27 protein-coding genes and 2 pseudogenes are annotated in these 25,738 nt (G+C 73.0%); 15 read left to right on the top strand and 14 right to left on the bottom strand.

Annotated features, from left to right (window positions below; genetic code table 11):
* Nucleotides 1-72: 72 nt before the first annotated feature.
* Nucleotides 73-522, top strand: coding sequence for a nitroreductase family deazaflavin-dependent oxidoreductase (locus ACIHCM_RS08780; protein WP_399891311.1), 450 nt, complete (start codon nt 73-75; stop codon nt 520-522).
* Nucleotides 523-1,235: 713 nt separating this feature from the next.
* On the opposite strand, the gene ACIHCM_RS08775 is transcribed toward ACIHCM_RS08780, so the two are convergent.
* Entirely contained in the window at nt 1,236-2,297 is a 1,062-nt protein-coding gene (locus ACIHCM_RS08775; protein WP_399891308.1) for a cation diffusion facilitator family transporter, read from the bottom strand.
* Between the two features lie 109 nt (nt 2,298-2,406).
* Here ACIHCM_RS08775 and ACIHCM_RS08770 point away from each other — a divergent pair, with 109 nt between their 5' ends.
* Together ACIHCM_RS08770 and ACIHCM_RS08765 are read left to right on the top strand one after the other, a co-directional pair.
* Nucleotides 2,407-3,438, top strand: coding sequence for a glutathione S-transferase family protein (locus ACIHCM_RS08770; RefSeq protein ID WP_399891305.1), 1,032 nt, complete (start codon nt 2,407-2,409; stop codon nt 3,436-3,438).
* A 163-nt stretch (nt 3,439-3,601) separates the two neighbouring features.
* Nucleotides 3,602-3,907 carry a DUF4235 domain-containing protein gene (locus tag ACIHCM_RS08765; RefSeq protein WP_399891302.1) on the top strand — a complete coding sequence of 102 codons (306 nt, stop codon included), beginning with the start codon at nt 3,602-3,604 and terminating at the stop codon, nt 3,905-3,907.
* A 12-nt stretch (nt 3,908-3,919) separates the two neighbouring features.
* Here ACIHCM_RS08765 and ACIHCM_RS08760 read toward each other — a convergent pair whose 3' ends face one another.
* A complete protein-coding gene (locus ACIHCM_RS08760) occupies nt 3,920-4,312 on the bottom strand; it encodes a VOC family protein (RefSeq protein WP_399891299.1) in 393 nt (130 codons plus the stop codon).
* Nucleotides 4,313-4,447: 135 nt separating this feature from the next.
* Nucleotides 4,448-5,395: a GlxA family transcriptional regulator gene (locus ACIHCM_RS08755; protein WP_399891296.1), complete on the bottom strand. Its 948-nt coding sequence runs from the start codon at nt 5,393-5,395 to the stop codon at nt 4,448-4,450.
* A 71-nt stretch (nt 5,396-5,466) separates the two neighbouring features.
* Between ACIHCM_RS08755 and ACIHCM_RS08750 the strand changes: the two genes are divergently transcribed.
* From ACIHCM_RS08750 to ACIHCM_RS08740, 3 genes are all read left to right on the top strand, one after another.
* On the top strand, nt 5,467-6,417 hold the full coding sequence (locus tag ACIHCM_RS08750; protein WP_399891293.1) for an NADP-dependent oxidoreductase: 951 nt from the start codon (nt 5,467-5,469) through the stop codon (nt 6,415-6,417).
* Nucleotides 6,418-6,546: 129 nt separating this feature from the next.
* Entirely contained in the window at nt 6,547-6,999 is a 453-nt protein-coding gene (locus tag ACIHCM_RS08745) for an anti-sigma factor antagonist (RefSeq protein WP_399891290.1), read from the top strand.
* A gap of 126 nt (nt 7,000-7,125) precedes the next feature.
* Nucleotides 7,126-7,788 carry a DUF4230 domain-containing protein gene (locus tag ACIHCM_RS08740; RefSeq protein WP_399891287.1) on the top strand — a complete coding sequence of 221 codons (663 nt, stop codon included), beginning with the start codon at nt 7,126-7,128 and terminating at the stop codon, nt 7,786-7,788.
* Here ACIHCM_RS08740 and ACIHCM_RS08735 read toward each other — a convergent pair whose 3' ends face one another.
* Together ACIHCM_RS08735 and ACIHCM_RS08730 are read right to left on the bottom strand one after the other, a co-directional pair.
* Complete coding sequence (locus ACIHCM_RS08735; protein WP_399891284.1) at nt 7,789-8,046, bottom strand: hypothetical protein; 258 nt, start codon at nt 8,044-8,046, stop codon at nt 7,789-7,791.
* Nucleotides 8,040-8,213 carry a hypothetical protein gene (locus ACIHCM_RS08730; protein ID WP_399891282.1) on the bottom strand — a complete coding sequence of 58 codons (174 nt, stop codon included), beginning with the start codon at nt 8,211-8,213 and terminating at the stop codon, nt 8,040-8,042. The genes ACIHCM_RS08735 and ACIHCM_RS08730 overlap by 7 nt, the downstream gene beginning before the upstream one ends.
* Before the next feature lie 282 nt (nt 8,214-8,495).
* On the opposite strand from ACIHCM_RS08730, the gene ACIHCM_RS08725 reads away from it, so the two are divergent.
* Both ACIHCM_RS08725 and ACIHCM_RS08720 read left to right on the top strand, forming a co-directional pair.
* Nucleotides 8,496-9,113 carry a VanZ family protein gene (locus ACIHCM_RS08725; protein ID WP_399891279.1) on the top strand — a complete coding sequence of 206 codons (618 nt, stop codon included), beginning with the start codon at nt 8,496-8,498 and terminating at the stop codon, nt 9,111-9,113.
* A gap of 128 nt (nt 9,114-9,241) precedes the next feature.
* A complete protein-coding gene (locus tag ACIHCM_RS08720) occupies nt 9,242-10,480 on the top strand; it encodes a lectin (protein WP_399891277.1) in 1,239 nt (412 codons plus the stop codon).
* Nucleotides 10,481-10,492: 12 nt separating this feature from the next.
* On the opposite strand, the gene ACIHCM_RS08715 is transcribed toward ACIHCM_RS08720, so the two are convergent.
* On the bottom strand, nt 10,493-10,729 hold the full coding sequence (locus ACIHCM_RS08715; RefSeq protein ID WP_399891274.1) for a hypothetical protein: 237 nt from the start codon (nt 10,727-10,729) through the stop codon (nt 10,493-10,495).
* 79 nt (nt 10,730-10,808) lie between these two features.
* Nucleotides 10,809-11,618, bottom strand: a complete 810-nt coding sequence (locus tag ACIHCM_RS08710) for an SDR family oxidoreductase (protein WP_399891272.1) — start codon at nt 11,616-11,618, stop codon at nt 10,809-10,811.
* A gap of 173 nt (nt 11,619-11,791) precedes the next feature.
* On the opposite strand from ACIHCM_RS08710, the gene ACIHCM_RS08705 reads away from it, so the two are divergent.
* The 3 genes from ACIHCM_RS08705 to ACIHCM_RS08695 all read left to right on the top strand — a co-directional run bounded on the left by ACIHCM_RS08705 (nt 11,792) and on the right by ACIHCM_RS08695 (nt 14,946).
* The gene (locus ACIHCM_RS08705; protein WP_399891267.1) at nt 11,792-12,826 is read left to right on the top strand and encodes a PHP domain-containing protein; all 1,035 of its coding nucleotides are present in this window, start codon (nt 11,792-11,794) and stop codon (nt 12,824-12,826) included.
* Nucleotides 12,827-12,954: 128 nt separating this feature from the next.
* On the top strand, nt 12,955-13,620 hold the full coding sequence (locus ACIHCM_RS08700) for an HAD family hydrolase (protein WP_399891265.1): 666 nt from the start codon (nt 12,955-12,957) through the stop codon (nt 13,618-13,620).
* 297 nt (nt 13,621-13,917) lie between these two features.
* Complete coding sequence (locus ACIHCM_RS08695) at nt 13,918-14,946, top strand: SDR family oxidoreductase (protein ID WP_399891262.1); 1,029 nt, start codon at nt 13,918-13,920, stop codon at nt 14,944-14,946.
* 63 nt (nt 14,947-15,009) lie between these two features.
* On the opposite strand, the gene ACIHCM_RS08690 is transcribed toward ACIHCM_RS08695, so the two are convergent.
* The 3 genes and pseudogenes from ACIHCM_RS08690 to ACIHCM_RS08680 all read right to left on the bottom strand — a co-directional run.
* The gene (locus tag ACIHCM_RS08690) at nt 15,010-15,294 is read right to left on the bottom strand and encodes a hypothetical protein (protein ID WP_399891259.1); all 285 of its coding nucleotides are present in this window, start codon (nt 15,292-15,294) and stop codon (nt 15,010-15,012) included.
* 84 nt (nt 15,295-15,378) lie between these two features.
* Entirely contained in the window at nt 15,379-16,668 is a 1,290-nt protein-coding gene (locus ACIHCM_RS08685) for an ROK family protein (RefSeq protein ID WP_399891257.1), read from the bottom strand.
* 127 nt (nt 16,669-16,795) lie between these two features.
* Nucleotides 16,796-17,381: pseudogene (locus ACIHCM_RS08680) on the bottom strand (reductase); the annotation flags it as partial.
* Nucleotides 17,382-17,796: 415 nt separating this feature from the next.
* Between ACIHCM_RS08680 and ACIHCM_RS08675 the strand changes: the two are divergent.
* The 4 genes and pseudogenes from ACIHCM_RS08675 to ACIHCM_RS08660 all read left to right on the top strand — a co-directional run bounded on the left by ACIHCM_RS08675 (nt 17,797) and on the right by ACIHCM_RS08660 (nt 21,814).
* Nucleotides 17,797-18,404 (top strand): annotated as a pseudogene (locus tag ACIHCM_RS08675) (PAS domain-containing protein).
* A gap of 145 nt (nt 18,405-18,549) precedes the next feature.
* Nucleotides 18,550-19,044: an FBP domain-containing protein gene (locus ACIHCM_RS08670; protein WP_399891254.1), complete on the top strand. Its 495-nt coding sequence runs from the start codon at nt 18,550-18,552 to the stop codon at nt 19,042-19,044.
* Nucleotides 19,045-19,171: 127 nt separating this feature from the next.
* Nucleotides 19,172-20,425 (top strand): aromatic acid exporter family protein, encoded by a 1,254-nt coding sequence (locus ACIHCM_RS08665; RefSeq protein ID WP_399891251.1) that lies wholly within the window; start codon nt 19,172-19,174, stop codon nt 20,423-20,425.
* Nucleotides 20,426-20,617: 192 nt separating this feature from the next.
* On the top strand, nt 20,618-21,814 hold the full coding sequence (locus ACIHCM_RS08660) for a lactonase family protein (protein ID WP_399891248.1): 1,197 nt from the start codon (nt 20,618-20,620) through the stop codon (nt 21,812-21,814).
* On the opposite strand, the gene ACIHCM_RS08655 is transcribed toward ACIHCM_RS08660, so the two are convergent.
* The 4 genes from ACIHCM_RS08655 to ACIHCM_RS08640 form a co-directional block, all read right to left on the bottom strand.
* On the bottom strand, nt 21,782-22,507 hold the full coding sequence (locus ACIHCM_RS08655) for a DUF2470 domain-containing protein (RefSeq protein ID WP_399891246.1): 726 nt from the start codon (nt 22,505-22,507) through the stop codon (nt 21,782-21,784). The genes ACIHCM_RS08660 and ACIHCM_RS08655 overlap by 33 nt on opposite strands.
* Nucleotides 22,508-22,598: 91 nt before the next feature.
* Nucleotides 22,599-23,429, bottom strand: coding sequence for a pentapeptide repeat-containing protein (locus ACIHCM_RS08650; protein WP_399891243.1), 831 nt, complete (start codon nt 23,427-23,429; stop codon nt 22,599-22,601).
* A 113-nt stretch (nt 23,430-23,542) separates the two neighbouring features.
* On the bottom strand, nt 23,543-24,286 hold the full coding sequence (locus tag ACIHCM_RS08645; protein WP_399891240.1) for a PIG-L deacetylase family protein: 744 nt from the start codon (nt 24,284-24,286) through the stop codon (nt 23,543-23,545).
* Between the two features lie 36 nt (nt 24,287-24,322).
* Nucleotides 24,323-25,624, bottom strand: coding sequence for an alpha/beta fold hydrolase (locus ACIHCM_RS08640; protein ID WP_399891237.1), 1,302 nt, complete (start codon nt 25,622-25,624; stop codon nt 24,323-24,325).
* Between the last annotated feature and the right edge of the window lie 114 nt (nt 25,625-25,738).

Below are 25,738 nucleotides of genomic sequence, written 5' to 3'. Positions count from 1 at the left end.
GATGAATCCCGTGTTTGTCAGTGTGGGGAGACGGTTCTGACCGCTTCGCCAAGTGACGATGGGACGGTTTTCATGCCTCTTGAGGGTGAGTACGAGCCCAGCCCCGAGCAGTGGGTGCGGGAGCAGGTGGAGTTGTACGAGAGCTCCGGCGGGACGAAGGGGACGACCCTGCTGGACACCGGGCTGCCCGTAGTCGTGCTGACGACCCTGGGCGCGCAGAGCGGCAGGATCCGCAAGACGCCCGTGATGCGGGTCGAGCACGAGGGGCGCTATGCCGTCGTGGCCTCACTGGGCGGGGCGCCCAAGCATCCGGTCTGGTACCACAACGTCAAGGCCCATCCTCAGGTGGAGCTCCAGGACGGGCCGGTGAGGCGGGACATGACGGCCCGGGAGGTCACCGGTCCGGAGAAGGAGCGGTGGTGGGAGCGTGCCGTGGCCGCGTATCCGCCGTACGCCGACTACCAGCGGAAGACCGACCGCGTCATCCCGGTGTTCGTGCTGGAACCGGCCGACGGGGCCTGAGCGGCGGCTCCGCCGGCGGGATCCGACGAGCGGGATCTCGGGAGGCGGGGGGTTCCTGGCGGGGCTTGGGGGGTCTTCCGGGCCGGAGACCCTTCCGGGGGTCGGAGACCCTTCCGGGGGCCGGAGACCCTTCCGGGGGCCGGGAACCTTTCCGGGCCCGGAGACCTTTCCGGGGCCCGGAGACCTTTCCGGGGCCCGGCGTCCTCCCGGGTCGGGGGTCCCCGGGGGCCGGGGATCCTTCCGGGGCCGGGGCTCCTTCCGGGGCCGGGGACCCTAAGGGTCCGGGGGCTTCGGAACTTGAGCTCCTTGGACGCCGGAGGTTTTCCGAGGCCGGGCGTCATTGCGGGGCCCGGAGTCCTTGGCGGCCGGGAGTCCTTTCGGGCCAACGGTCCTTCGAAGCCGGGGTTTCCGAGACAGGGGCCTCCGAGGCCCAGCGTCATTGCGGGGCCCGATTCCTTGGAGGCCCGCCGTCCTTCAAGGCCGACGGCCTCCGGATCGACGGCATGCGGACCGACGGTCTCAGGACCGACGGTCTCAGGGACCGACGGTCTCAGGGGCCGGGGTCCATCCGTGGCCCGAGGTCCTGCCGAACCCGAGCCCTTCCCGGGGCCCAAGCCCCTCCCAGGTCGGCGCTCCTTCCGCCCCCGGGGTCCTTCCCGGCGCATTTTCCGGGAACGGCGTGCATGAAGGTGAAGGCGCCGGGCACCCGCACTTCAGGCCCCGCCGCGCTCCCCCGTCGCGGCGGGGCTTTCGCTTGCCTCCTGGGCGGGCCGGTCGGTCACGTCGAGGAAGATCTGGCCGGCCTCCGGGACCATCGACGCGATCGACCGCTTGATGCGTACGGCGACCTCCTCGACCCGCTCGCTGTCCAGGCCGGGTACCAGGTCGACGCGGGCCGCCACCAGGACCGAGTCGATGCCGGTCTTCATCGTGAACAGCGCCTCCACGCTGTCGATCTCGGGCTGGGCCCGCAGCAGCGCACAGATCCTGCCGCTCGACTCCGGGTCCGCCGCCTCGCCGATCAGCTGGGTGCGCGCGTCCTTGCCGAGCCGGAAGGCGACGTACACGAGCAGTGCGCCGATGGCGAGCGAGGCGGAGGCCTCCCACACCACCTCGCCGGTGACCATGTGCAGCGCCATGCCGGTCATGGCGAGCGTGACGCCGAGCACCGCGGTGCCGTCCTCGGCGACGACGGTGCGCAGCGCCGGGTCGCGCAGGCCGTCGGCGAAGCCCTGGCCGCGCAGTTGGTGCAGGGCTCGGAGCAGGGAGGCGCCCTCGGCGAGGAGCGCGATACCGAGGACGATCAGGCCGGCCACATAGCCGCCGAAGGACTCCTCGCCGCCGCTCGCTAGTGCCTCGATGCCCTGGAAGAAGGAGAAGCACCCGCCCATGACGAAGATCCCGACGGCCGCGAGCAGCGACCAGAAGAACCGTTCCTTGCCGTAGCCGAAGGGGTGCCGCCGGTCGGCGGGGCGGCGGCTGCGGCGCAGGGCGGCCAGCAGGAAGACCTCGTTCAGGCTGTCGGCGACGGAGTGCGCGGCCTCCGACAGCAGGGCCGGCGAGCCCGCGAGCACCCCGCCGATCGCCTTGGCGACCGCGATCACGAGGTTGGCCGCGAGGGCGACCAGCACGGTGATGCGGGTCTTCCGGTCGGCCGCGCGGTCGGTCCGCCGGTCGGTCGTGGATTCGGAACCGGTGTCGTCCGTGGTCCTCCCCCGGGCCTGTGCCCGCTCCTGGTCTCCGTCCTTCGATGTCTGCGTGGATGTCCCGTTCACCTCCGCCGGTTGCCCCCGTCGGAGCGGATCACACCGTGCCGTGGGCGGAAACGGGGGAACTCGGGGAACCCGGGTCGACAGCACGCCCACGGCAGGGAGGAGAGAGGTCATGAGCGGCCAGGGTGACGGGAGCGGCGACGGCAACAGCGCGTTCGGCCGGAAACCGTTCAAGCGGTCCAAGAGCCATTTCGCCGACCGGATCACAGCGGACGGGCGGGACGGCTGGCCGGTCATGGCGGAGCGTTACCGTCTGGTCGTCAGCCGTGCCTGTCCGTGGGCGAGCCGGGCGGTGATCTCACGCCGGTTGCTCGGTCTGGAAGGGGCGGTGTCGATGGCCGTCACCGATCCGGTCCAGGACGACCGCAGCTGGCGCTTCACCCTCGATGCGGACGAACGGGACCCCGTCCTCGGCATCCGGTTCCTCAGCGAGGCGTACGACAGGCGGGAGACGGGCTACCCGGGCGGCGTCAGCGTGCCGGCCGTCGTCGACGTACCCACCGGGCAGCTCGTCACCAACGACTACCAGCGCATCACCCTCGACTTCGCCACCGAGTGGACCGCCCACCACCGCAAGGACGCGCCGGACCTGTACCCGCAGGAACGGCGCGACGAGATCGACGAGGTGATGGCGGATGTCTACGAGGACGTCAACAACGGGGTATACCGGGCCGGTTTCGCCACCGAGCAGGGTGAGTACGAGGCCGCCTGCTCGGGTGTCTTCCGGCGGCTGGAGCTGCTGACCCCGCGGCTGGCCCGGCAGCGCTATCTGGTCGGCGACACGATCACCGAGGCTGACATCCGGCTGTTCACCACGCTGGTCCGTTTCGACGCGGTCTATCACGGCCACTTCAAGTGCAACCGGTGGAAGCTGACGGAGAACCCGGTGCTCTGGGCGTACGCCCGCGACCTGTTCCAGACACCGGGCTTCGGTGACACCGTCGACTTCGACCACATCAAACGGCACTACTACCAGGTGCACACCGGCATCAATCCGACCGGGATCGTCCCGCTCGGCCCGGATCTCGCGGGCTGGCTGACGCAGCATCACCGGGAGGAACTCGGCGGGCGCCCGTTCGGGGACGGCACCCCGCCGGGCCCGGTACGCCCGGGCGAGGAGGTCCCGGCGGCCGGCAGGCCCTGAGCCGGGCGGACGCCGTACGCCGGCGCCCGCCCGGTGCGTACGGCGTCCGCGTCCCTGCCCGTCCGACAGACAGACAGACAGCTCGTACCGATACACAGCCCTTACCGACCACAGCCCGTACCGACCACAGCCCGTGTTTCACGAACGAACCAAGGAGATCCAGGTGGCCAAGAAGAGGAAGAAGCAGAAGCTCCCCGTCGCGTACCAGCCCGTCGGATGGGTGCTGGGGTGGGCCGGCGGCTGGCTGGCCGGGCTCGCCTTCCGCAAGACGTGGATGGCGATCCGGCACGAGGAGGACGCGCCGGACGCGCTGGACCCGGACCGCGGATGGGGCGAGATCGTGCTGGCAGCCGCGATCCAGGGCGCCATCTTCGCCGCCGTGCGCAGCGCCGTGGACCGCGGGGGCGCCAAGGCCATCGAGCGCTCCACCGGCGTGTGGCCGGCGGCGCAGAAGGGTGGCCGGGACTGACGCGGTTCCCGTTCAGCCCTGCTTCGGCGCGGTCGGCAGAGACCTGCGCAGGGTGAACGAGTGGCCCGCCGGGTCGGAGTAGCCGCGTTCCTCGGACGGCCCGGCGGAGTCCTTCGTGTCCACGGGGCGCCCGCCCAGCGACACGATGCGGCGCTCGGCGGCGTCCAGGTCCGTCACGACGAACTCCAGGTGTGCCTGAAGGGAGTTCTCGGGGCGCGGCCAGCTCGGCGGCGTGGCGTTGACGTCGCGCCGGAAGGCCAGGCGGGTGCCGTCGGGGCTGCGGATCTCCACGCGGTTGGCGGTGGCGTCGGTCTCCTCGGCCTCCATCAGCTCCCTGTAGAACACGGCGAGCTTCTCGGGCTCGGCGCAGTCGAGCACCATCACGCCCGCGGTCACCACTGACATGTCTCCTCCGAAGGGGTCAGGGGCACGGGACGCGGCTGTCCCGCCGCCCTGTCCTTGCGGATATCCCGGCGCGCCCGATTCAGGCAGTCCGCTCGTCGCCGGGCCCGGCCTCGCCCGGGACCTCGAGACGTCCGCTCAGCGCGTCGTCCGGAACGTGCGGCGGTACGCCTGCGGTGAGACGCCGATCGCGGCGTGCAGGTGCTGGCGCAGGGACGCGCCCGTGGCGAAGCCGACCTGTCCGGCGATGTGGTCGACGGAGAGGTCGCTGGACTCCAGAAGATGCCGGGCGTGGGCGACGCGCTGCTGGATGAGCCAGCGGCCGGGACTGACGCCCACCTCGTCGTGGAAGCGGCGGGCGAAGGTGCGCAGGCTCATCCGGGCGTGGCCGGCGAGGTCGGACAGGGTGAGCGGCTCCCCCAGGCGTTCCAGGGCCCAGGCGCGGGTGGCGGCCGTGCTCGCGGCGCCGGTGTCGGGCACCGGCTGCTCGATGTACTGGGCCTGGCCGCCGTCCCGGAACGGCGGCACGACACAGCATCGCGCGACGAAGTTGGCGAGCCGGCTGCCGTGGTCCTTGCGCACCAGGTGCAGGCAGACGTCGATGCCGGAGGCGGCGCCGGCGGAGGTCAGGATGGGGTCGTCGTCGACGAAGAGGACGTCGGGGTCGAGTTCGACCTGGGGGAACAAGCGCCGGAACCGGTCGGCGAGGTGCCAGTGCGTGGTCGCCCTGCGGCCGTCGAGCAGGCCCGCGGCGGCGAGCACGAAGGCGCCGGTGCAGATCGAGACCATACGGGTGCCGGGCCGGATCCGGGCGAGCGCGGCCCGCACCTCGTCCGGGACGGTGTCGGTGAGGAACTCCGGTGCGACGGGGGCGATCACCACGGTGCCGGCCGTGGCGAGTGCCTCGGGACCGTGCTCCACGGTGATCGAGAAGTCGGTGTCGGTGCGCACCGGCCCGCCGTCCGCGCTGCACGTGCGGACCTCGTACCGGCCTTCGGCCGCGCCGAAGATCCGGCTGGGGATGCCCAGTTCGAAGGGGTAGACGCCGTCCAGGGCCAGCACCACGACCCGTTCCACATGCTGCATGGCACGATTCTATCGAAGGTTGGCATTCGTGCCATTTCCCGAGCGCGCGTGGCCGGGCAGGCTGGGTCACCATGAGCAATGTGAACACCATGCGAGCCATCCGCCAGGACGTCCTCGGCGGTCCCGAGGTCCTCAAGCTGACAGAGGTGCCGCGGCCGGTCCCGCGGCCGAACGAGGTGCTGGTCCGGGTACGGGCCGCCGGCGTCAATCCGACCGACTGGAAGCACCGTGCCACCGGCGGATTCCTCGGCGAGCCGCCCTTCACCCTCGGCTGGGACGTCTCCGGCGTCGTCGAGGAGACCGGCATCGGCGTGGCCCTCCATCAGCCGGGCGACGAGGTCTTCGGCATGCTGCCCTATCCGTACGGCCACGGCTCGCACGCCGAGTACGTGATCGCCCCGGCCCGGGCCCTGGTCCCGAAGCCCGCGGGCATCGACCACACGCAGGCGGGCGCGCTGCCGCTGGTCTCGCTGACCGCGTGGCAGGCGCTGGTCGAGCGGGCGGACCTGCGGCCGGGCGGGCGGGTGCTGATCCACGCCGCGGCGGGCGGCGTCGGGCACGTGGCCGTGCAGATCGCCAAGGCCCGCGGCGCGTACGTGATCGGCACGGCGAGCGCGGGCAAGCACGACTTCCTGCGCGAGATCGGCGTGGACGAGCCGGTCGACTACCGGACGACCGACTTCGAGGAGGCCGTGCACGACGTCGACGTCGTGCTCGACACCATCGGCGGCGACCACTCCGTGCGCTCGCTGCGCGTGCTGCGCCCGGGCGGCATCGTGGTGTCGATCCTGCCGGTCGGGTCGGACGACTTCTTCAAGGAGGCCGAGCGGCTCGGCGTACGGGCGGTGCGCATGCTGGTCGACGCCGACCAGCACGGCATGCGGGCCGTCGCGGAGCTGGTGGAGGACGGCCGGCTGCGGCCGTCGATCGCGGGGGCCTTCCCGCTGGCCGAGGCCGCGAAGGCGCACGAGATCGGCGACACCGGCAGGACGACAGGCAAGCTGGTGCTGCTGGGCGACTGACCCGGGCGCGCCGACCGGTGGCCCGCCAGTCCCTCTCGAGGGCTTGGCGGGCCCTGCCCTACCACTTCGTTCAAGCCACGAAGAAACTCGGTCGCATTTCGAAGACATATGTCAATCGAACATGCTCAAATGCTTTCCATCGAGGGTAACTTCCAGAGTGAGGCCCGTAGTTGGGACTCACCGGTGCCGGTGGGAGGTGAGGTCGAGGTGGAGCGGAACACCGCGCCGCTCACCCGTCATCTGCGGGTCCACCAGGTGCAGGGCCACACGGTCATGGAGTTCCGCGGGGAGATCGACATCGCCGCGGCGGCGGAGATCCTCCCCCACCTGGACCACCTGACCGGGCGGCCCGGCGTCCGGATCGTGATCGACCTCGGCCCGGTCGAGTTCTTCGACTGCTCAGGGCTGCGGCTGCTGTCCCGGGCGCACAACCGGATGCTCGCCCACCGGGAGCGGCTGACGCTCGTGTGTGCCGACCCCATGACGCTGCGGGTGCTGCGGGTCACCGGACTGCACCGGCTGCTGCCGCCGCTGCCCACGCTGGACGCGGCCCTGCGGCGGCCCGGGACACCCACGCCCTGAGACTCCGGCGCGCACGGGCTCGCCCGTCTCCCCCACCGCCCCCGCATCGGTCGTACATGGGTCAACCGACCGGACTGCCCTGGAGTTTGGCGGGCATGGGGGAGAGCAGGAAGGAGGACCGCCGCCATGACGACTTCCACCAAGGGCCGCCCCAGGCGCATGCCCGGCTGGGCGAAGGCGCTGAGCGCCGTCGTGCTGGTGCTCGTCGTGCTGTTCGCCGGGCTCCGGCTGAGTGTGCTGCCGGGCCTGAAGGACCTGTTCGGCACGGAGACCCACGACCGCTCGGGGCCGGCTCTGCTCAAGTCGATCCAGGACATCAGCCGTTACGACGCCGCCTCCGGCAACTTCCAGGTCGTCGTGGACCTGGAGAAGGACACCAAGTACCTGCCCGACGCCCTCCGCGGCACCCGCACCCTGTACGTCGGCGCGGGCACCGTCGACGCATACGTCGACCTCGGCAAGGTCGGCGAGGACGACGTGACGGTCGACGAGGACCGTACGTCCGCCACGTTGCGCCTGCCGCACGCGGCGCTCGGCAAGCCCGCGCTCGACCCCGACCGCTCCTATGCCGTCTCCAAGCAGCGCGGTCTCTTCGACCGGCTCGGCGACCTGTTCTCGGACAACCCCAACGGTGAACAGGCCGTGCAGCAGCTCGCGGTACGCCACATCCGCGACGCGGCCGAGGAGAGCGAGCTGACCCGGCGTGCCGAGAGCAACACCACCGGCATGCTCAAGGGACTGCTGGGTTCACTCGGATTCAAGGAGGTCGAGGTCACCTACGGAACCTGATCATGTGCTGAGGACACCGGGCAGGGCGAGGGCGCCGAGCAGCGTGGCACCCACCAGCAGCCAGGCCACGTAGTCCCCGACGTGCCCGGACTGCAGGCGCCGCAGCGGCTGCGCCCGGTCCGGGGCGGCGAGCAGCTTCGGCCGGGTCACCGCGACCGCGGCCAGCCCGGCGGCCAGCGCCGTCGAGAGCAGGCCCAGCGCGATGCCGAGCGGCGTCCAGTGCACGGGCACGACGGCGCCGCCGGCCTCGTTCACCACGCCCGTCGCGCGCCCTGGGCCGCGAGCGCCGGCAGGCCCGCGACGCCCGCGCCGACGGCGAGTTCCAGGGTGTCGACCGCGCTGACGAGAACCAGCCACAGGCCGAGGAGCGCCACCCACCAGGACAGCACTTCGGCCACGGCGAGCAGCCTCGTACGCCGGGTCATCGGGCGGCCACCTCCGGGGGGGGCTCCTCAGGTCACTGCGCGTCATCGAAGCACCGGCCCGGGGGATGGCGGGGGCGGCGCACGGATTCCCGGCGGAGTGCCCCGGCAGGGCAAAGCGAAACGGGCGCAGCATCACTGCGGGGTCCGGGGGTAATCGCGTTGTCGACCCAGGGAAGTTCACGTCTGGAGGACCGAGTGGCCCGTGCAGCCTTGTTGTCCCGCGTTCTGACGCGCCCGCGACCCGCCAAGCGGCCTGCCGAGCCTGCCGCCGAGCGGACCGCCATGTCATTCACCAACCCGTTCGCCAGGCGGACCGCGAAGCGGACCACCAAGCGAACCCCCAAGCGGACCGCCGAGCGATCCGCCGCCCCCTTCGCCAACCCGTTCGCCCGGCGTTCCGCCAAGCGGTCCGCCGCACCGTCCGCCGAGGCGGAGCCGAAGCAGCGGCGCTCGCTGCTCGGCATGGTCGGCCGGGCGCTGGCGGTGACCTGCGCCTTCGCCTTCATGGTGGCCTTCGCCGTCGTGCTGGCCAGGCTCACCCTGCAACCTTCCCCCGCGTCCGAGGCGCTGACGCACAGCAACCTGCGCCCGGGTGATTCCCTGCGGCTCTATCTGGACCAGCCGCAACTGCGTGACGCGGTGAAGCAGATCGGCGGCAACCTGCTGCTCGGGGTGCCCTTCGGGGTGCTGGTGCCGGTGCTGGCGCCGCGGGCGCGCGGGATTGCGCGGGTGCTGCTGCTCACCGCGGTCGTGATGCTGGCGGTGGAGCTGGCACAGGGGGCGATGGTCACGGGCCGCGCGTTCGACATCGACGACGTCATCCTCAACACCACGGGCGCGCTGGCCGGGTACCTGCTGGTGGGGCGGCGGCTCGGGCGGGCGGTGCACGCGCGGAGCTGAGACCCCGACTCCTGGTCTGGGCCAAGGTATTGACGTGCCCTTACCTCATCTCTTGAATCAAGGGGAATCCTTCACCCCCCACCTCAGTCGGCGCTCCCGTACGCGGGGCGCCGCCGGAAGGGAAGGCCGTGGCTTCCCCACGACTGCTCCGCAGATGCCTGCTCGGCGCGCTGTCCGCCGTGCTGCTCGCCTCCGCCGCCGTTGCCGCGCCCGCCGCCCAGGCGGAGCCGGCCGGCGTGCGGGCGGTGACGTTCTCCGACACCTTCGACGGTCCCGCCGGTGCGGGGGTCAACTCCTCGAGGTGGCAGATCGAGACCGGCGACAACGTCAACAACCACGAGCGGCAGTACTACACCTCCGGCACCAACAACGCCGCGCTCGACGGCCAGGGCCACCTGGTGATCACCGCCAGGCGCGAGAACCCGGCGAACTACCAGTGCTGGTACGGCCGTTGCGAGTACACCTCGGCCCGGCTCAACACCGCGGGGAGGTTCACCGCACAGTACGGCCACGTCGAGGCGCGGATGAAGATCCCGCGCGGGCAGGGCATGTGGCCGGCGTTCTGGATGCTCGGCAACGATCTGGGCGACGTCGGCTGGCCGGCCTCTGGCGAGATCGACATCATGGAGAACGTCGGCTTCGAGCCCTCCACGGTGCACGGCACGATCCACGGCCCGGGGTACTCGGGCTCGGGCGGCATCGGCGCGGCCTACTCCCTGCCGAACGGGCAGGCCTTCGCGGACGGCTTCCACACCTTCGCCGTCGACTGGGCACCCGATTCCCTCACCTGGTCCGTGGACGGCACCGTCTACCAGCGCCGCACCCCCGCCGACCTGGGCGGGCGGTCGTGGGTGTTCAACAAGCCGTTCTTCCTCATCCTCAACCTCGCGGTCGGCGGCTACTGGCCGGGCGACCCGGACGGCTCCACCGTCTTCCCGCAGCAGCTGGTGGTGGACCACGTGTCGGTGACCACCAGCGACTCTCCGGCCGGAGGGGCGATCAGGGGCCTGGCGGGCAAGTGCGTGGACGTGGCCGGGGCGAGTTCCGCCAACGGCACCCCCGTCCAGCTCTACGACTGCAACGGCACCGGCGCCCAGCGGTGGACGGTGGGCGGTGACGGCACCCTCCGCGCGCTCGGCAAGTGCCTGGACGTCGCGAGCGGCGGCACCGCGGACGGCACGGCCGTCCAGCTGTGGGACTGCAACGGCTCCGCCGCACAGAGGTGGGTCGTCACCGCGGCACGCGACATCGTCAACCCGCAGGCCGACAAATGCCTGGACGTCAGCGGGAACAACTCGGCCAACGGCACCCGGCTGCAGATCTGGACCTGCACGGGCGGCGCCAACCAGAAATGGACTGTCGGCTGAGCCGGGCGGGCACTAGCGCGGGATCCAGGTGAACTTGTCGCCGCCGACCCAGCGGACCACGTCCGGGTCATCCAGATCGTGGACCGTGATGCCGAAGGCGGCGGCTGTCTCCAGGACATCGGTGACGGCCCGCGCCGCACCGACCACTTCACCGTCGATCTCCACGATGCGGAACGGTGGGCTGCCGGGCTGGACGCCGAGCACCATGATCCGCGGATGGGAGATGTAGGGGCTCGCGATTTCGGTCATGACATAGAGCGTAGAGCGGATCCGGCCATCGCGACCCTTGTGCGGCGGCCGGGACCGGCGCCCGGGGACTCCCGGCGGCTCATGGGCGCCGCCAGTCGTCCGTGGCCAGATGGGAGCCCGCCTGCGGCCCCATCCGCAGCATGCCGCCGTCGACGCTCCAGGAGGCACCGGTGACGTACGAGGCGTCGGGGCCGGCGAGGAAGGCGATCACGGCGGCGACCTCGCGCGCGTCGCCCGGCCGCCCCAGCGGCACTCCCGGCCGCCGCTCGGAGCGCACCTCCGTGTCCTCCTGGCCGGTCATGGGAGTGGCGATCTCGCCGGGCGCGACGGCGTTGACGGTGATGCCGTACTCGGCCAGTTCCAGGGCCATCACCTGGGTCAGCAGGCCGAGCCCGCCCTTGGCCGCGCAGTAGGGCGCGGCGCCCACCCGGGGCTGGTGTTCGTGCACGGACGTGACGTTGACGATACGGCCGCCGTCGCCCTGCCGGATCATGTGCCGCGCGGCCCGCTGCCCGCACAGGAGGGGGCCGACGAGGTCGACGTCGAGGACCTCGCGCACCGTGGCCGGATCCAGGTCGAGGAAGGGTGTCGCCGTTCCGGTTCCGGCGTTGTTGACCAGTACGTCCAGCCGGCCGAGCGTTGCGCACACCTCGTCGACGGCGTCCGCGGCCTCGGGCAGCCGGGTGAGATCCATCCGGACGACGGCCGCCCGCCGGCCCTTGGCACGCACCTCCCCGGCGGTCTCCTCGGCGCCCTGCTCGTCACCGTGCCAGGTGATGCCGACGTCCAGGCCCGCCTCGGCCAGCCGGACGGCGGTGGCACGCCCGATGCCCGAGTCGGCGCCGGTGATCAGGGCGGCCTTGGGGTGGGGCGCGGTCGGGGCGGTCATGAAGGCCTCCGGCGGGACGGCGTACAGGACGGGGGATCGCAGTACCCCGCCGCGTACCGGACAAACCGTCCCTCCGCTCCGCCCCGGTACTGCGCGGCCGGCAGGACACGTGGTCCGCCGTGCGGCCCCGGTGGGGCTGGGGAACCCTGGAGGGTGACCCGGAGGAGGTGGCGATGGATCCCGTCGAGGCACTGGGCCGGATCGCCTTCCTGCTGGAGCGGTCGCTGGCTCCGGCGTACCGCGTCCGCGCCTTCCGTACCGCTGCCCGCGTGGTGGCCGAGCTGCCCGAGGACGAGCTGCGCGCGCGGGTGGCCGCGGGTTCGCTGGAGGCCCTCAAGGGCATCGGCCCGAAGACCGCCCAGGTGGTGCGGGAGGCGCTGGCCGGGCAGGTGCCGGGCTATCTCGCGCAACTGGAGGAGGAGGCCGGGCGCGAGCGGCCGGTGCGCGGCGGCGGGGAACTCCTCGCGCGGCTGCGCGGGGACTGCCATGTGCACTCCGACTGGTCGGACGGCGGCAGCCCGATCGACGAGATGGGCCGGGCCGCCGCGGCGCTCGGCCACGAGTGGACGGCGCTCACGGACCACTCCCCCAGGCTGACGGTGGCGCGCGGGCTGTCGGCCGGGCGGCTGCGCGAGCAGCTGGACGTGGTGGCCGCCCTCAACGAGACATGGGCGCCGTTCCGCCTGCTCACGGGGATCGAGTGCGACATCCTGGAGGACGGCTCGCTGGACCAGGAACCGGAGCTGCTCGCACGCCTCGACGTCGTGGTGGTGTCCGTGCACTCCAAGCTGCGGATGGACGCGCGGTCCATGACGCGCCGGATGGTACGGGCCGTGCGCGATCCGCACGCCGACATCCTCGGGCACTGCACCGGGCGCCTGGTGACGGGGCGGGGGCGGCCGGAGTCGGAGTTCGACGCGGACGAGGTCTTCGCCGCGTGCGCCGAGTCGGGCACGGCAGTGGAGATCAACAGCCGCCCGGAACGGCTCGACCCGCCCCGCCGGCTGCTGCGCCGGGCACTGGCGGCGGGCGTGCTCTTCTCCATCGACACCGACGCGCACGCGCCCGGGCAGCTGGACTGGCAGATCAACGGCTGCTCCCGGGCGGAGGAGTGCGGCGTCCCGGCGGAGCGCGTCGTGACCACCTGGTCGGCCGGCGAACTGCTGGCCTGGACGCGGGAGGGGCGGGTGCCGGCCGGCGTGGGCTGAGACGGCGCCGGTGCTTGCCGGGCCGCCGACGTGGTACCCGGGCGGCCCGGCAGGGACCGACGAGCAGGACCGGCCGGAGCTGACGCCGCCCCGCGGGGGCCGGTGAGGAAGGGAGCGGAAGGGACACCATGGAACGCGCCGCTGTGTTCGACGTCGACGGCACGCTCGTCGACACCAACCATCTGCATGTCGTCACCTGGTGGGAGGCGTTCCGGCAGGCAGGTCACCTGATCCCCATGCACGCCGTGCACCGGGCGGTGGGCCTGGGCTCCTCGGACCTGATCGCTCATCTGCTGGGCGACGACCGGGACAAGGATCGCGACGACGAGCTGAGCACCGCCCACAAGGTCCTCTACGGGCAGTACTTCGACCGGCTGCCCGCACTGCGCGACGCCGGCCGGCTGCTGCGGCGGCTGCACCGGGACGGCTGGACGGTGGTGCTCGCCACCTCGGCGGGAGACGCGGAACTGACCGCGCTGCGCCGGGCCATCGACGCGGACGAGGCGATCACCGCGACGGCCGGCGCGGACGACGTGCAGGAGGGCAAGCCCGCGCCCGAGCCGGTCGAGCGCGCGCTGGAACTCGCCGGCGTGCCGGCGGAGCGTGCGGTGTTCGTCGGCGACACCGTGTGGGACATGCGGGCCGGGACCCGGGCCGGCGTGCGGTGCGTGGGCGTGCTGTGCGGCGGGATTCCACGTGCCGACCTGGAGGAGGCCGGGGCGGACGCCGTCTACGACGACCCCGCTCATCTGCTGGCGTCGCTTCCGGAGCTGGGCGGAGGGATGGCAGAGTGACGGAGGTCACCTGGGTGGAAATGGCTGGGGTGGAACACCGCAGGACGGTTGCCCGTTGAACAACACGTGGGTACGGATGGGACAGTGTCCCCGGGCCTCACCTTTTGCCCACAGGGACGATCGTTCGGCTGAAGCCCTGTGGAGCCTTTCGCCGAGAGGCGACCGCCATCCGTGCCCACCCCGGTACGCCCCGATCGGAACCCCCGTCCGGTCGGGGCTTTCTCCTGCGCGTGCGGGCGGCCGTCGCCGGGTACTCGGAGCGCTCCACCGCAGGGGTACGCCCGAGAGGAGTCGAACGTGAGCATCGAAGCGGGCAGCAGGATCGTGGTCACGGGCGCCACCGGCAACGTGGGTACCAGCGTGGTGCGTCTTCTGTCGGAGGATCCGCAGGTCGGGTCGGTACGGGGACTGGCGCGCCGGCTGCCGCAGTGGTCTCCGCCGAAGACGGACTGGGTGGCGCTCGACGTGGCGTCCGAACAGTCCGACCTGGTGAAGGAGTTCCTCGGCGCGGACGCCGTGATCCATCTGGCCTGGGCCTTCCAGCCGACGCACGATCCGGCGACCACCTGGCGCACCAATGTACTGGGCAGCATCCGGGTGTTCGACGCCGTCGCCTCGGCGGGCGTGCCCACCCTCGTCCACGCCTCCTCGGTGGGCGCGTACTCGCCGGGACCCAAGGACCACACGGTGGACGAGTCCTGGCCCACGCACGGCTGGCCGGACGCCGCGTACTGCCGGGAGAAGGCCTATCTGGAACGCACCCTGGACATTTTCGAGCGCGACCATCCCGGGGTACGGGTGGCGCGGATGCGGCCCGCGTTCCTGTTCAAGCGGGAGTCGGCGAGCGAACAGCGGCGGATCTTCGGCGGCAAATTCCTGCCGGGGCCGCTGGCGCGTCCCGAGCTGCTGCCGTTCCTGCCGGACATCCCGGGTCTTCGGGTGCAGGCGCTGCACACCGATGACGCGGCGCGGGCCTACCAGCTGGCGGTGGGCTCCGATGTGCGGGGCGCCTTCAACCTCGCGGCCGAGCCGCCGGTGGACGCCCAGCTGCTGGCCGGCCTGCTCGGCAGCCGTCCGGTGCGGCTGCCGAGGACCGCGGCCCGCTCGGCGATCGCCGCCGCGTGGGGGCTGCACCTGCTGCCGGCGTCGCCGCACCTCTTCGACGCCGTGCTGCGGCTGCCGCTGATGGACTGCACGCGCGCGCACACCGAACTGGGCTGGCGGCCGACGCGCACGGCGCCCGAGGTGATCGAGGAGTTCCTCCACGGGCTCCAGCAGGGCGCGGGAGCGCGCACCGAACCGATGCGAGGGCACAAGGTGGGCTGAGCGCGCCGAGCCGGGGCCCGGGAACCCACGGCCCACGGTTCGGGCAGCCGGGGCTGTGCTCCGTCAGTCCGGCGACTCCTCCGGCGCCGGGTGTTCGGGGTGGACCGTGGCGGACTGCGGGGCGCCCTGCCTGCCCGAACCTGCCTCGTCCGGCTCGGGTACGTCGGCGGCGCCCTCGTCCCTGCCGCCGCCCTCGGCGGCCCTCTCCTCGCCCTCGTCGGCGCGGTCCTTCCCGGGCGAGGACACCTCCAAGGGGTCCTCCTCGTCCGTCGCTGCCTGCTGGTCGGGCAGGTCACGCGGTACGGGGTCGGGGCTGCGGCCCGGCTCCTCATGCCGATGGTCGGTCACGGCGTACTCCCTTCGTGGCGTGCGGGGCACACGCGAGTACCTCCGGGAACGGCGGCGAAACCGCACGTCGGGATCCTCACACGGTCAGTGCGGGGCCCGCTCCTGCAGTACCGCGCGCCAGGCCGGCGGCGGGCCCTCGGGTACGGGCTCGGGGCGGCGTCCGCCGCGGGCGAAGAAGTCGGCCAGCGGCAGGATCGCCGCACCGACGGTGACCGCGTCGGGCCCGAGCCGGCCCAGCTCAATGGTGACCTTCTCGGCCGGATGCCGCAGGGCGTACGCCGCCGCGTGCCGCCGTACGGCGGGCAGGAACCCGGCGCCGAGCTGGAGTCCCGCCCAGCCGCCGATCAGGATCCGCTCCGGCTGGAAGAGGTTGATCAGGTCGGACAGGCCGGCGCCCAGGTACTCCGCGGTCTCCTCCAGCACGGCCAGCGCCGAGGGGTCGGCCGCGCCACCCCCGGGCGGGTAGGCGGCGGCCAGCATCGCGGTGAGCGCGGTCTCCTCGTCGGTGCCCTCGGGCGGGCGTCCGCCCTCCTCACGCCAGCGCTCGAGCAGCGACTCCGCGCCCGCGTACGCCTCCAGGCAGCCGAGCGCACCGCACCGGCAGCGGCGCCCCCTGACCCGCACCGTCAGGTGGCCCCATTCGACGGCCCGGCCCTGCTCCACGTCGGCGGTGACGAGACAGGCACCGACGCCGGAGCCGAACAGGACGACGACGGCGTTGTGGGCGCCCCGTCCGCCGCCGAACCACATCTCGGCCTGGCCCAGCGTCTTGGCGCCGTTGTCGATGAAGTAGGCGGCGCTCCCGGGCAGGCGGGAGGTCGAGCGCAGCAGCGCCTCCAGCGGGACGGCTTCCCAGCCGATCGTCTGGCCGTGCACGACGGCGCCCCGGGCCGGGGTGCGTTCGACGATGCCGGGGACGCCGATGCCCACGCCGAGCAACTGCCCGGGGGCCACGTCGGCGGCGGCGAGCACCTCGGTGATGCCGTCGCGGATGTGGCCGACGATCACCTCGACGTCGTAGCGCTGGGGCTCCAGCGGGCGTTCGGCCCGGGCGAGTTCCGTGAGGGTGAGGTCGAACAGCTCGATGCGCACCCGTGTCTCGCCGACGTCGACGCCGATCATGTGGCCGCTTCCGGGCGCCACCCGCAGCAGCGTGCGCGGGCGGCCGCCGTCGGAGTCGACGCTGCCCGCTTCCTCGACCAGTCCGTCGGCGACCAGGTCGGCGACCACGTTGCTGACCGAGCCCGAGCTCAGGCCGGTCGCCGGGCCCAGCTCGAAGCGGCTGAGGGGACCGTCGAAGTACAGCCGTTGCAGCACGGCCGTCCGGTTGGCCCGCCTGAGGTCACGCACCGTGCGCCCGTTCCGCCCCGCCATGTGGCTCCTTCCGAAACCCTGCCCGACCGGCGACACAACCGGCCGGGCCACCGAGGGGATATTACTCCACCCCTTAATTCAGGGCATGAGCTAAGCGTCGCGCAGCACGGTCGCCGAGCGCGGCCCGTCAGCCGGCGGCGCACACGTCCTCGACGTAACGCCCGTCCGCGACCGGCGCGTCGAGCGACTCGGCGGCGGCACCGGCACTGGCGCCGGGGGTGCGCTCCCGGTACAGCGTACGAAACGCCTGGCGCACACCGGGTGCCATCCTGGCACCGTCTCCGCAGACGTACACCCGTGCTCCGGCGTTCAGCAGCTCCCACACCTCGTCGGCCTCGGCCGCGACGCGGTGCTGCACGAAGGCCACCCCGCCCTCGGGCGCGGCGCTGAACGCCGGGCGCAGGGAGACCGCCCCCGCTGCCTCGGCCGCGCGCAGCTCCCCGGCGTGCAGGAAGTCGGCGTCCGGCGCGTCGCAGCCGAAGCAGCACAGGGCGGGCGCCAGTTCGGCGCCCCGCGCGAGAGCCGCCGCGCGGGGCGGCGACGGCGCCGCGGAACGGGGCGAGACCCGTACCCGCCGAGATCATCACGACCGGCCTGGTGGCGTCGGTACGGAACGCCTCCCGGCAGGGCTGCACGCGCGCGTACACCGTGTCCCCGGGCCGGACGGTGGCCAGGTGCCCCGATCCGGTGCCCGTGTAGAGGCCCTTGCCTGAAATCTCCCCCCGGCCCTTGCGCGGGCAACCGGTCCGTGCGAGAGGGCGTGCGGCCAGTCGGCGCTCTTCCAGCTCCAGGACTCCGGGGGTGATCCGCAGACAGGGGCCCGGCCCCACCATGCCGACCCGCTCGAAGGGTCCCTCCACCTCCCCGTACCCGCGGATCCCGCGGGCGGTGAACGGATCCAGGGAGATCATGTCGTCCACGACGAAGGCCACCTTGCGCCGTTCCGCCGCGACGTTGCGGACCTTGCGGGTGCGCGCGACCGTCGGCCCTCCGCCGACCCGGAACTGCCTCCCGTCGCACTCCGGGGCCACCGGCATCACGTCCGGCTGTTCCCCCGGCCCGAGTCTGGCGAGCCGGGCGAGCGGCTGCGCACCTCAGACAGGCGGTCTCTTCCAGCAGGAGGCCGTGATGTGGCGCAACCGCGCCCAGAGGCTCATCGACCGCATCCCGGTGCCGGTCGTCGTGTGCGACGTGGCCGGCGGGGTGCTGCTGGCCGATCCGGCGATGGCCGAGGCGAGTGCGGTACGACGCCCGGTCGGCTGTCCGGCCGGAGCGTGCTGGAGCTGTTCCGGCCGCAGGAGGCCACCCAGGTGGAGCGGGTCGCCGAGGCGCTGCGGCTGCGCCATCGGTCGCGGTACCAGGTGTCGGTCCGCTGGACCGCCCCGGACGGCACCGAGCGGCACGGCGAGCTCACGGCCGAGCCGGTCGGTGAGACGCCGAAGGAGCGGCCGTACCTGCTGGTGACGCTGCGGATCCTGGCGCTGCGCGACCCTCGCCCCCAGCCCCGGGAGCCCGGCGCCCGGGTCGCCCCGGTCGAGGCCCGCATCCTGGCGCTCCTCGCCGGCGGCGCCGGCACCGCTCACGCCCGCGAGACCGGCCTCACGCCCGACGGCGTGACCTACCACCTGCGCCGGCTCTCGGCCCGCCGGGGCGCGGCGAACCGCACCGAACTGGTCGCCCGCGCCTACGCGACAGGCGTGCCGGCGGCGGGCGTGTGGCCACCGGCGCCGGCCTGACGGCGAGAATGTCCAGTGGGCTCCCGCCGCGAATAAACCGGTGGCTCCGCCGCACCGGGCTACCTAACCTAGGTGGAAACCTAGGAGCCCTAGGTTTCCGTGCGGCCTCGGCGGCCGTCCCGGCGACGTCACAGGAGGCACTCTCGTGAAACCGCTCACCGAACAGGACGTCCGCGGTTCCTTCATCAACTGCACCAAGGGAGAGGCCAAGCGGCTGGCCGTGCCCCGCGACCTCGCCGACCGGCCCTGGGAGGATCTGGACTTCCTGGGCTGGCGGGATCCGGGGGCGCCCGACCGCAGCTTTCTCGTGGCCGAGAGGGAGGGGCGGCTCACAGGGGTCGCCCTGCGCTTCCCACCCCCGCAGCGCGGCTATCTGCACCGCAGCCTGTGCTCGCTCTGTCTGACCGGTCACCCGCGGGGCGGCGTCGCCCTGATGACGGCCCGCAAGGCGGGCACGGCGGGCCGGGAGGGAAACTCCGTCGGCCTCTACATGTGCGCCGACCTCGCCTGCTCCCTCTACGTCCGGGGCAAGAAGATCCCGGAGTCCGGGGCGCGCTTCGAGGAGAGCCTGACACTGGAGGAACAGATCGCCCGCACGACGGGCAATCTGTTCGCCTTCCTGGACAAGCTGGCCGCCTGAGACGGCGTCGAGCCACACCTGGGGCCCGTCGGCCGAGCCCGGCCGGACTCCACGAGCCACTGGCCCACGAGCCGGTCGAGACCGGCGATACGTTCGATGCCGCAGGTGACGGGGAACAGGCCAAGGGATGCGAGTGGAACGAGACTGGCCGGCGTACCGCGCGCGCCTGAGGAAATGGCGACGGGACCCCGTGGTCGTCCAGACCCTGCGGTCGACGTTCGCGGCGACCCTTGCGTACGTGATCGCGCTGCGCCTGAGCCCCGAGGCCGCCCCGCTCACCGCGCCGCTGACGGCCCTGCTGGTCGTTCAGGTCACCCTCTACGCCACGCTCACCAACGGCATCCGCCGGGTGAACTCCGTGGTGGCAGGTGTCCTCGTCGCGATCGCCTTCAGCCTGCTGATCGGCCTGACGTGGTGGAGCCTCGCCCTTGTGATCCTGGCCGCGCTGGCCGTCGGCCACCTCGTACGGGTCGACGAATACGTCCCCGAGGTGGCGATCAGCGCGATGCTCGTGCTCGGCGTCACCACCGTCGGCGACACCGCCTGGGCGCGGATCGTGGAGACCCTGATCGGCGCGGTCGTCGGCCTCACCTGCAACCTGCTGCTGGCTCCGCCGGTGTGGGTGGGCGAGGCCGGCGCGTCGATCGAGGGGCTGGCCCGCAGGATGCGGCAGTTGATGCTGCGGGTCGGCGAGGAGGCCGGCGGCCGCACCCCCGTCGAGTACGCGGCCGAGCGCCTGCACGAGGCACGCCGGCTCGATCACGACATCGTGCGGGTGGACGCGGCACTGCGGCAGGCCGAGGACAGTCTGCGGCTCAATCCACGGGTGCGGGAGGGGCTGCTGAACCGGGTGGTGCTGCGCACGGGTCTCGACACGCTGGAGATCTGCACCGTGGTGCTGCGGGTCCTGGCACGCACCCTCACGGACCTGGCGAAGGCGCGTGACCCGGAGCCGCTGTTCGAAGGCGAGACCGGATCCGTCGTGGAGCAGCTGCTGTCCCAGATCGGCGACGCGGTGGTGAGCTTCGCGGTGCTGGTCACCACCAGCGTCAGCGTGAACGCCGAGTCGGCCGAGGACCGGCTGGCGGCCGAGCTGCACACGGCCGCGGCGACCCGTGACAAGCTCGCCCAGCTGCTGCTGGAGGAGGTCCGGCGGGACGCGCACGAGTGGCAGCTGCACGGCGCCGTCCTCACCGAGGTCAACCGCATCCTCGACGAGCTCGACACCGAGCACCGCTCGCGCCGGCTCCTGGAGGAGCTGGACCGCCACACCCGTGAGCAGCGCGAGCGCATGCCCCGGCTGACCCGGCTGCGCGAGCGCCTGGGCGTTCAGGAACAGCTGTGGCAGAGCCGGACGGGGGCGGGCGGGCGCTCCTGGTGAGGGAACGCCGGGACGGGACGCCACGCGACCGGGGCGTCGGGGGACGGCCACTGCCGGCCACCGCCCGCCCGTTGCGTCCTACGCAACGACTGTTGCCGTTCTTGCACTTGGCGGGTGATCCGCGCCAAGGTGGCTGTCACGCCCGGGACCACCGACGCGTCCCGGGGCGGGCGACGAGCTGAGGTGCGGCAGATGAGCGGGGAAACGCGGGCGGGCGGCGGATGGGGCAGGCGGCGGTTCCTCGGGGCCGTCGCGGGGGCGGCCATCCCGGCGTCGGCCGCGTGCGGGACCCAGCCGGCCGCGACGGCGCCCGAGGCCCCCGCCAGGCGCACGTCACCGACCGCCACGGGCAGGCCGTCCGGCCCCCGCCCTCTCTACATCGGCACCTACACCTCCGTCGAGGGCGGCGGCACCGGCATCGGCCTGGCGACCTACGATCCGGCGACCGGCCGCATCACCGGGACCGGCACGCTCACCGGCGTGGCGGACCCGTCGTATCTTGCGGTGCACCCCGACGGCCGCACGCTGTACGCGGTCAACGAGCGGGAGGACGGTGCCGTGACCGCGGTACGGCTCGCCGACCGCAAGGTCCTCGGCAGCCGGAGCACGGCAGGCGCGGCCCCCTGTCATCTGTCCGTGCATCCGGGCGGACGCTGGCTGCTCAGCGCGAACTACACCTCCGGCAGCGTGGCCGTGCACCGGATCGAGGCCTCGGGCGCGCTCGGTGAGCGCACCGACCTGGTCACGCACTCCACGCCGGCGCCGGGGCCCGGGCAGGACGGCCCGCACGCCCACCAGTGCGTCACCAGCCCGGACGGCCGCCACATCCTCGCCGTCGACCTCGGCACGGACACCGTCCACACCTACCGCCTGGACCAGCGCAAGGGCACGCTCCGCGAGGTCGCGCAGGCGCACACCCGGCCCGGCGCCGGTCCTCGCCACCTCACCTTCCACCCCGGCGGCCGGCACGCCTATCTGGCCAACGAGGTGGACAACACGGTCGCCGTCTGCGCCTACGACCCGGCGACCGGGCGCCTGACCATCGGCGAGCCCCGGTCCACCGGGACGGGCCCCGGCACCCACTACCCGGCACAGATCCTGGTGACCGGCGACGGCGCGTACGCCTACCTCGCCAACCGGGGTCACAACAGCCTGGCGCGCTACGCGGTGGAGGGCGACGGCGCCGAGCTGCGGCTGCTCGGCACGGTCGCGGTCGCGGGGGACTTCCCCCGGCAGATCGCCTTCTCACCCGACGGGCGGCTGCTGTTCGCGGCGAACCAGCGGTCCGGCAGCGTCAGCGTCTTCCACGTGGACGGCGCGAGCGGCGAACTGCGCCTCGCCGGTGAGCCGTTCGCCTCACCCGTCGCCGTCTGTGCGCTGCCGCTGTAGCGCGCGGGGGCAGGAGGCGGCGCTCGCCTGCGCGAGCAGCACATGCATGCGTTCGGTGAGCTGCGCGACCCCGTCGGCGGGCGTGTGGAAGGGCAGCCGTACGTCGCCGTGGGCGCGGCGGCGTTCGATGCGCAGGGTCAGTCCGTGCCGGTCGACGGCGAGCGGCTGGACGCGCACCACGCCGTGCAGGCTGCCCGGTTCGACGAGGCGGGTGAGCCGCTCGACCGCGTCGGGGTGGGCCTCGGCCAGGTGGGTCAGCAGCCGGGCCTCGGCGCCGGCCAGCGGGTCGGGCGCGGCGGCGGCGAACTCGTCGAGGTCGACCACCACCGCGCCGGACGGCTGGCGCAGCACCACTCGGGTGGCCTCGAAGGCGAGGCGGCCTTCCTCGACGGCGAACCAGCCGGCCAGCCAGAGCCGGGCGCGGATGCGGTTGCGCATCGGGACGGGTGCGACGTCGGCGAACTCCAGGACGGCGGACGGCTCACCCCGGGGGGCGCAGACGGTGGCCGCGAGCAGGGCGCTGTCCTCCGGCACGTGCAGGACGATCCGGCCGTCCTCCTCCACGGTGTGCGCGCCGACGAGTTCCTCGCGCACGCCCTCGGCGGTCACCGCGCACGACCACGAGCCGGCGAGCACCGACCGGGCCCGTTCCGCCGCGGCGGGCGCGGCCGTCCAGGCTTGGCTGTCACCCATCCCAGTTCCTCCTTATTAGGTAAGGCTCACCTAACCTACCGAAGATCAAGGCGCACGCCAACCTCGGGGTGCCCACGGGATTTCCTGTGCGTCAGTGAAGCTGCGTCCAGTGCGCCGGCCGCGACACGGACCGGGGCAGCTCGGTGCCGGCCGTGCCCCGGGCCGCCTCGACCTGAGGCTGGGTCAGGAAGAACGCCCCGGTCAGATCGGCCTCCCCGAGACCGGCGTCGCGCAGGTCCGCGCCGATCATGTCGGCGCCGCGCAGATCCGCGCCGGTCAGGTCGGCGGCGATGAGACAGGCGCCGCGCAGGTTCGCGCCGCGCAAATCGGCGCCTTGGAGCCGGGCTCCCATCAGGTCGGCGCCCCGGCGGTCCTTCCTGCGGCCCCGCGTGCCGGCCCGGGCCAGCTCGCTGGTCCTCAGGAGCAGGACGTCGACCTGCCTGCGGTGGGCGCCGACGTCCAGCGCGGCGAGCTCCGGCGCGGTCAGCCCCGCCAGCCGGTCGGTCTCCTCCAGGGCGCTGCGCAGCTCGGTACGGATCGGACGGGTGGCGGGCAGGGCGAGCGCCTCGGTGAGGTACCGCAGCAGCTCGTGCAGGTGCCGCACGACGGGAAACGCGTCGAACATCAGGCGGGCGTGCTCCCGGGAGGCGGTGCGCCAGTCCTGCCCGGCGAAGGTGACCTGCGAGACCCGCTGGCCGGCGCCGAAGCAGTCGTAGACCGTGCAGCCGCCGAAGCCCTTCTGCCGCAACGCGGAGTGGATGCCGCAGCGGTGGTCCCCCCGCAGGTTGGGGCAGGGCTGTCCGGCGTCCTTGTCGAGCGCGAAGTCGGCCGACGCGGCGAAGGGCAGCGCCACACAGCAGAGGCCGAAGCAGTTGGCGCAGTCGCCACGCAGGTCGGTGAGGTCGCCGGGGTAATTATGCATACCGTCAGCCTAATGACCGGTTCGGCACCGTTTTCCTGCCGGGTCTGACCGGGCAGGGCCGCAAGTGCCGGGGGCCGGGCGTGAACACCCGCCGGGCAATGCGCCCCACCCGGCTACCGGGTGAACAACTCGAACGCCACTGCCGGCCGTCCCCCGAACCGCTCCCCCGTCCTCTCGGCGTACCCGGTCAGGAAGTCCCGGACGTACGCCTCCGGCTCCTCGTCCGTCAACGCCTCGATGTACGTGCGGTGTTCGAGCAGGGAGTGGACCGCGCGCTCCATGCCGGGTGTGGCCTCCACGGCGTGGGTCGGGGTGCTGGAGCCGGCCACCGCGACCCAGCGGACGCCGTTCCACGGCTGCAGGCCCTGTGCGACGAGCTCCGGGAAGATCCAGCGGTTGCCCGCGTCGCCCGCCGCGTCCAGCGTGGCCCGGCCCACGGCCACGTGGTCCGGGGTGTTCCAGGCGACGCCGCCCCAGGTGTCCCGGTGGTTCAGCGTGATCACCAGCTCGGGCCGGTGCCGGCGGACGGCGGCGGCGATGTCCCGGCGCAGGGCGGTGCCGTACTCGATGACTCCGTCCCGGTGGCCGAGGAACTCCACCTCGGTCACCCCGACGACCGCCGCGCTCGCCCGCTGCTCCCGTTCCCGCAGCGGGCCGCACTCTCCGGGCTCCAGGGTGTCGATGCCCGCCTCGCCACGGGTGGCCAGGACGTACGTCACCTCGCGGCCGGCGTCGGTCCAGGCGGCGATCGCCGCCGAACAGCCGTACTCGAGGTCGTCCGGGTGGGCCACCACGGCGAGGGCGCGCTCCCAGTCGTCGGGCATGGGCTGGAGCTGAGGGAGCGTCGGCTCGGTCATGCCCGCAGACTAGTCGGTGGTCAGGTCCGCCCGGGGTCAGACCTCGTCCCGTGCGAGTGCCAGCAGCCGGTCCAGGACCCGGGGTCCGCCGGCCCGCACGCCGTCGTGCTCGAACTCGTCGGTGACCCAGGTGCGCAGGCCACGGACGGCGCGTGCGGTCTCCAGCGCGTGGGCCGTGTCGACGTACATGTCGTCGTGGTAGACGGCGGCCGCGACCGGCACCTCGTTGACGGCGAGGCGCGCGGGGTCGTACAGGGGCCGCCAGCCGGTGTGGGCGGCGAGGAGTTCGGCGGTCTCGCGCAGCGGGCGCAGCGCCGGGTCGCACTCGAACATCCAGGGGTGGATCGTTTCTCCGGTGAACAGCAGCGGGCCGTCACCCGCGAGCGCCTTGGCGGCGTCGAACTGCGGGAACTCCGCGCGGATACGTTCGGCCGACCAGGAGGTGGGGCGGTGGTCCTGGCCGTAGCAGGCCTCGTGGACGAGCGCGTACAGCGGGTGCCCGGCGTACGACAGCAGGCCCTGGACCTCCTCCTGGAACGCGTCGGACAAAGCCGTGCCCTGCGGGGTCCGCACGAAGGCGTGCTCCAGGAGGTAGTGCAGCCGGTGGCTGCCCTCGCTGCCGCCGAGGAGGATGCCGAGGGACTGGAAGGCCTCGACGGTGAACCGGTAGCCGCCGGGCAGGACGACATCGTGGGTGAGCAGGTGGTCGGCGATCCGGCGGGCCCGTTCGACGTCCTGCGGGTAGCGGGCGTAGTGGGCGGTGACCTTGCGCTCGACGCGCGGGTAGGCGGCCCGGTAGACGTCGTCGGCGTGCGCGTTCAGGGAGGGCAGGCCGCCGGTGACGAGGGCGGTGGCGAGTCCCTCGGGGGCGGTCGACAGGTAGTGCACGGTGCAGAAGCCGCCGAAGCTCTGGCCGAGCACCGTCCAGGGCGCGCCGCCGGTGACCTCGCGCCGGACGGCCTCGCAGTCGCGGACGATCGAGTCGGCGCGGAAGTGCGTGAGGTACGCGGCCTGTTCGGCGGGGCCACCGCGCAGGGGGAGCGTCTGCCGGCCGGCGGGTGTGGAGTGGCCCGTGCCGCGCTGGTCGAGGAGGAGGACGCGGTACTCCTTCAGGGCCCGGCCGAGCCAGGCCTGCCGTCCGACGAAACGATTCGCCCCGAAGCCGGGGCCGCCCTGGAGGTACAGCAGCCACGGCAGGTCCTGCCCCGCCTTGTCGCTCGCGACGACCTCACGGGCGTAGAGCTCGATGGTCTCCCCGGCCGGGTCCTCGTGGTCGAGGGGCACGGTGAAGTGGCGGTCGGTGAGGACGACGCCGGGCTGGCGGTAGCTGACGCTCAACGGGGCTCCCGGGGCTGACGACGGTGCGGACCGCGTCCCAGTTCAGCACATCACCGGATCGCCGCCACCTCCGGGGATCATGAACGGCCACTGAACGACGGTTCAGTGGCCGGA

This window comes from Streptomyces sp. NPDC052023 (genome assembly GCF_044548465.1).
Classification (GTDB): Bacteria; Actinomycetota; Actinomycetes; order Streptomycetales; family Streptomycetaceae; genus Streptomyces.
Note: the sequence above shows the minus strand (reverse complement) of the source record. Positions and strands in the feature narration are given on the sequence as shown.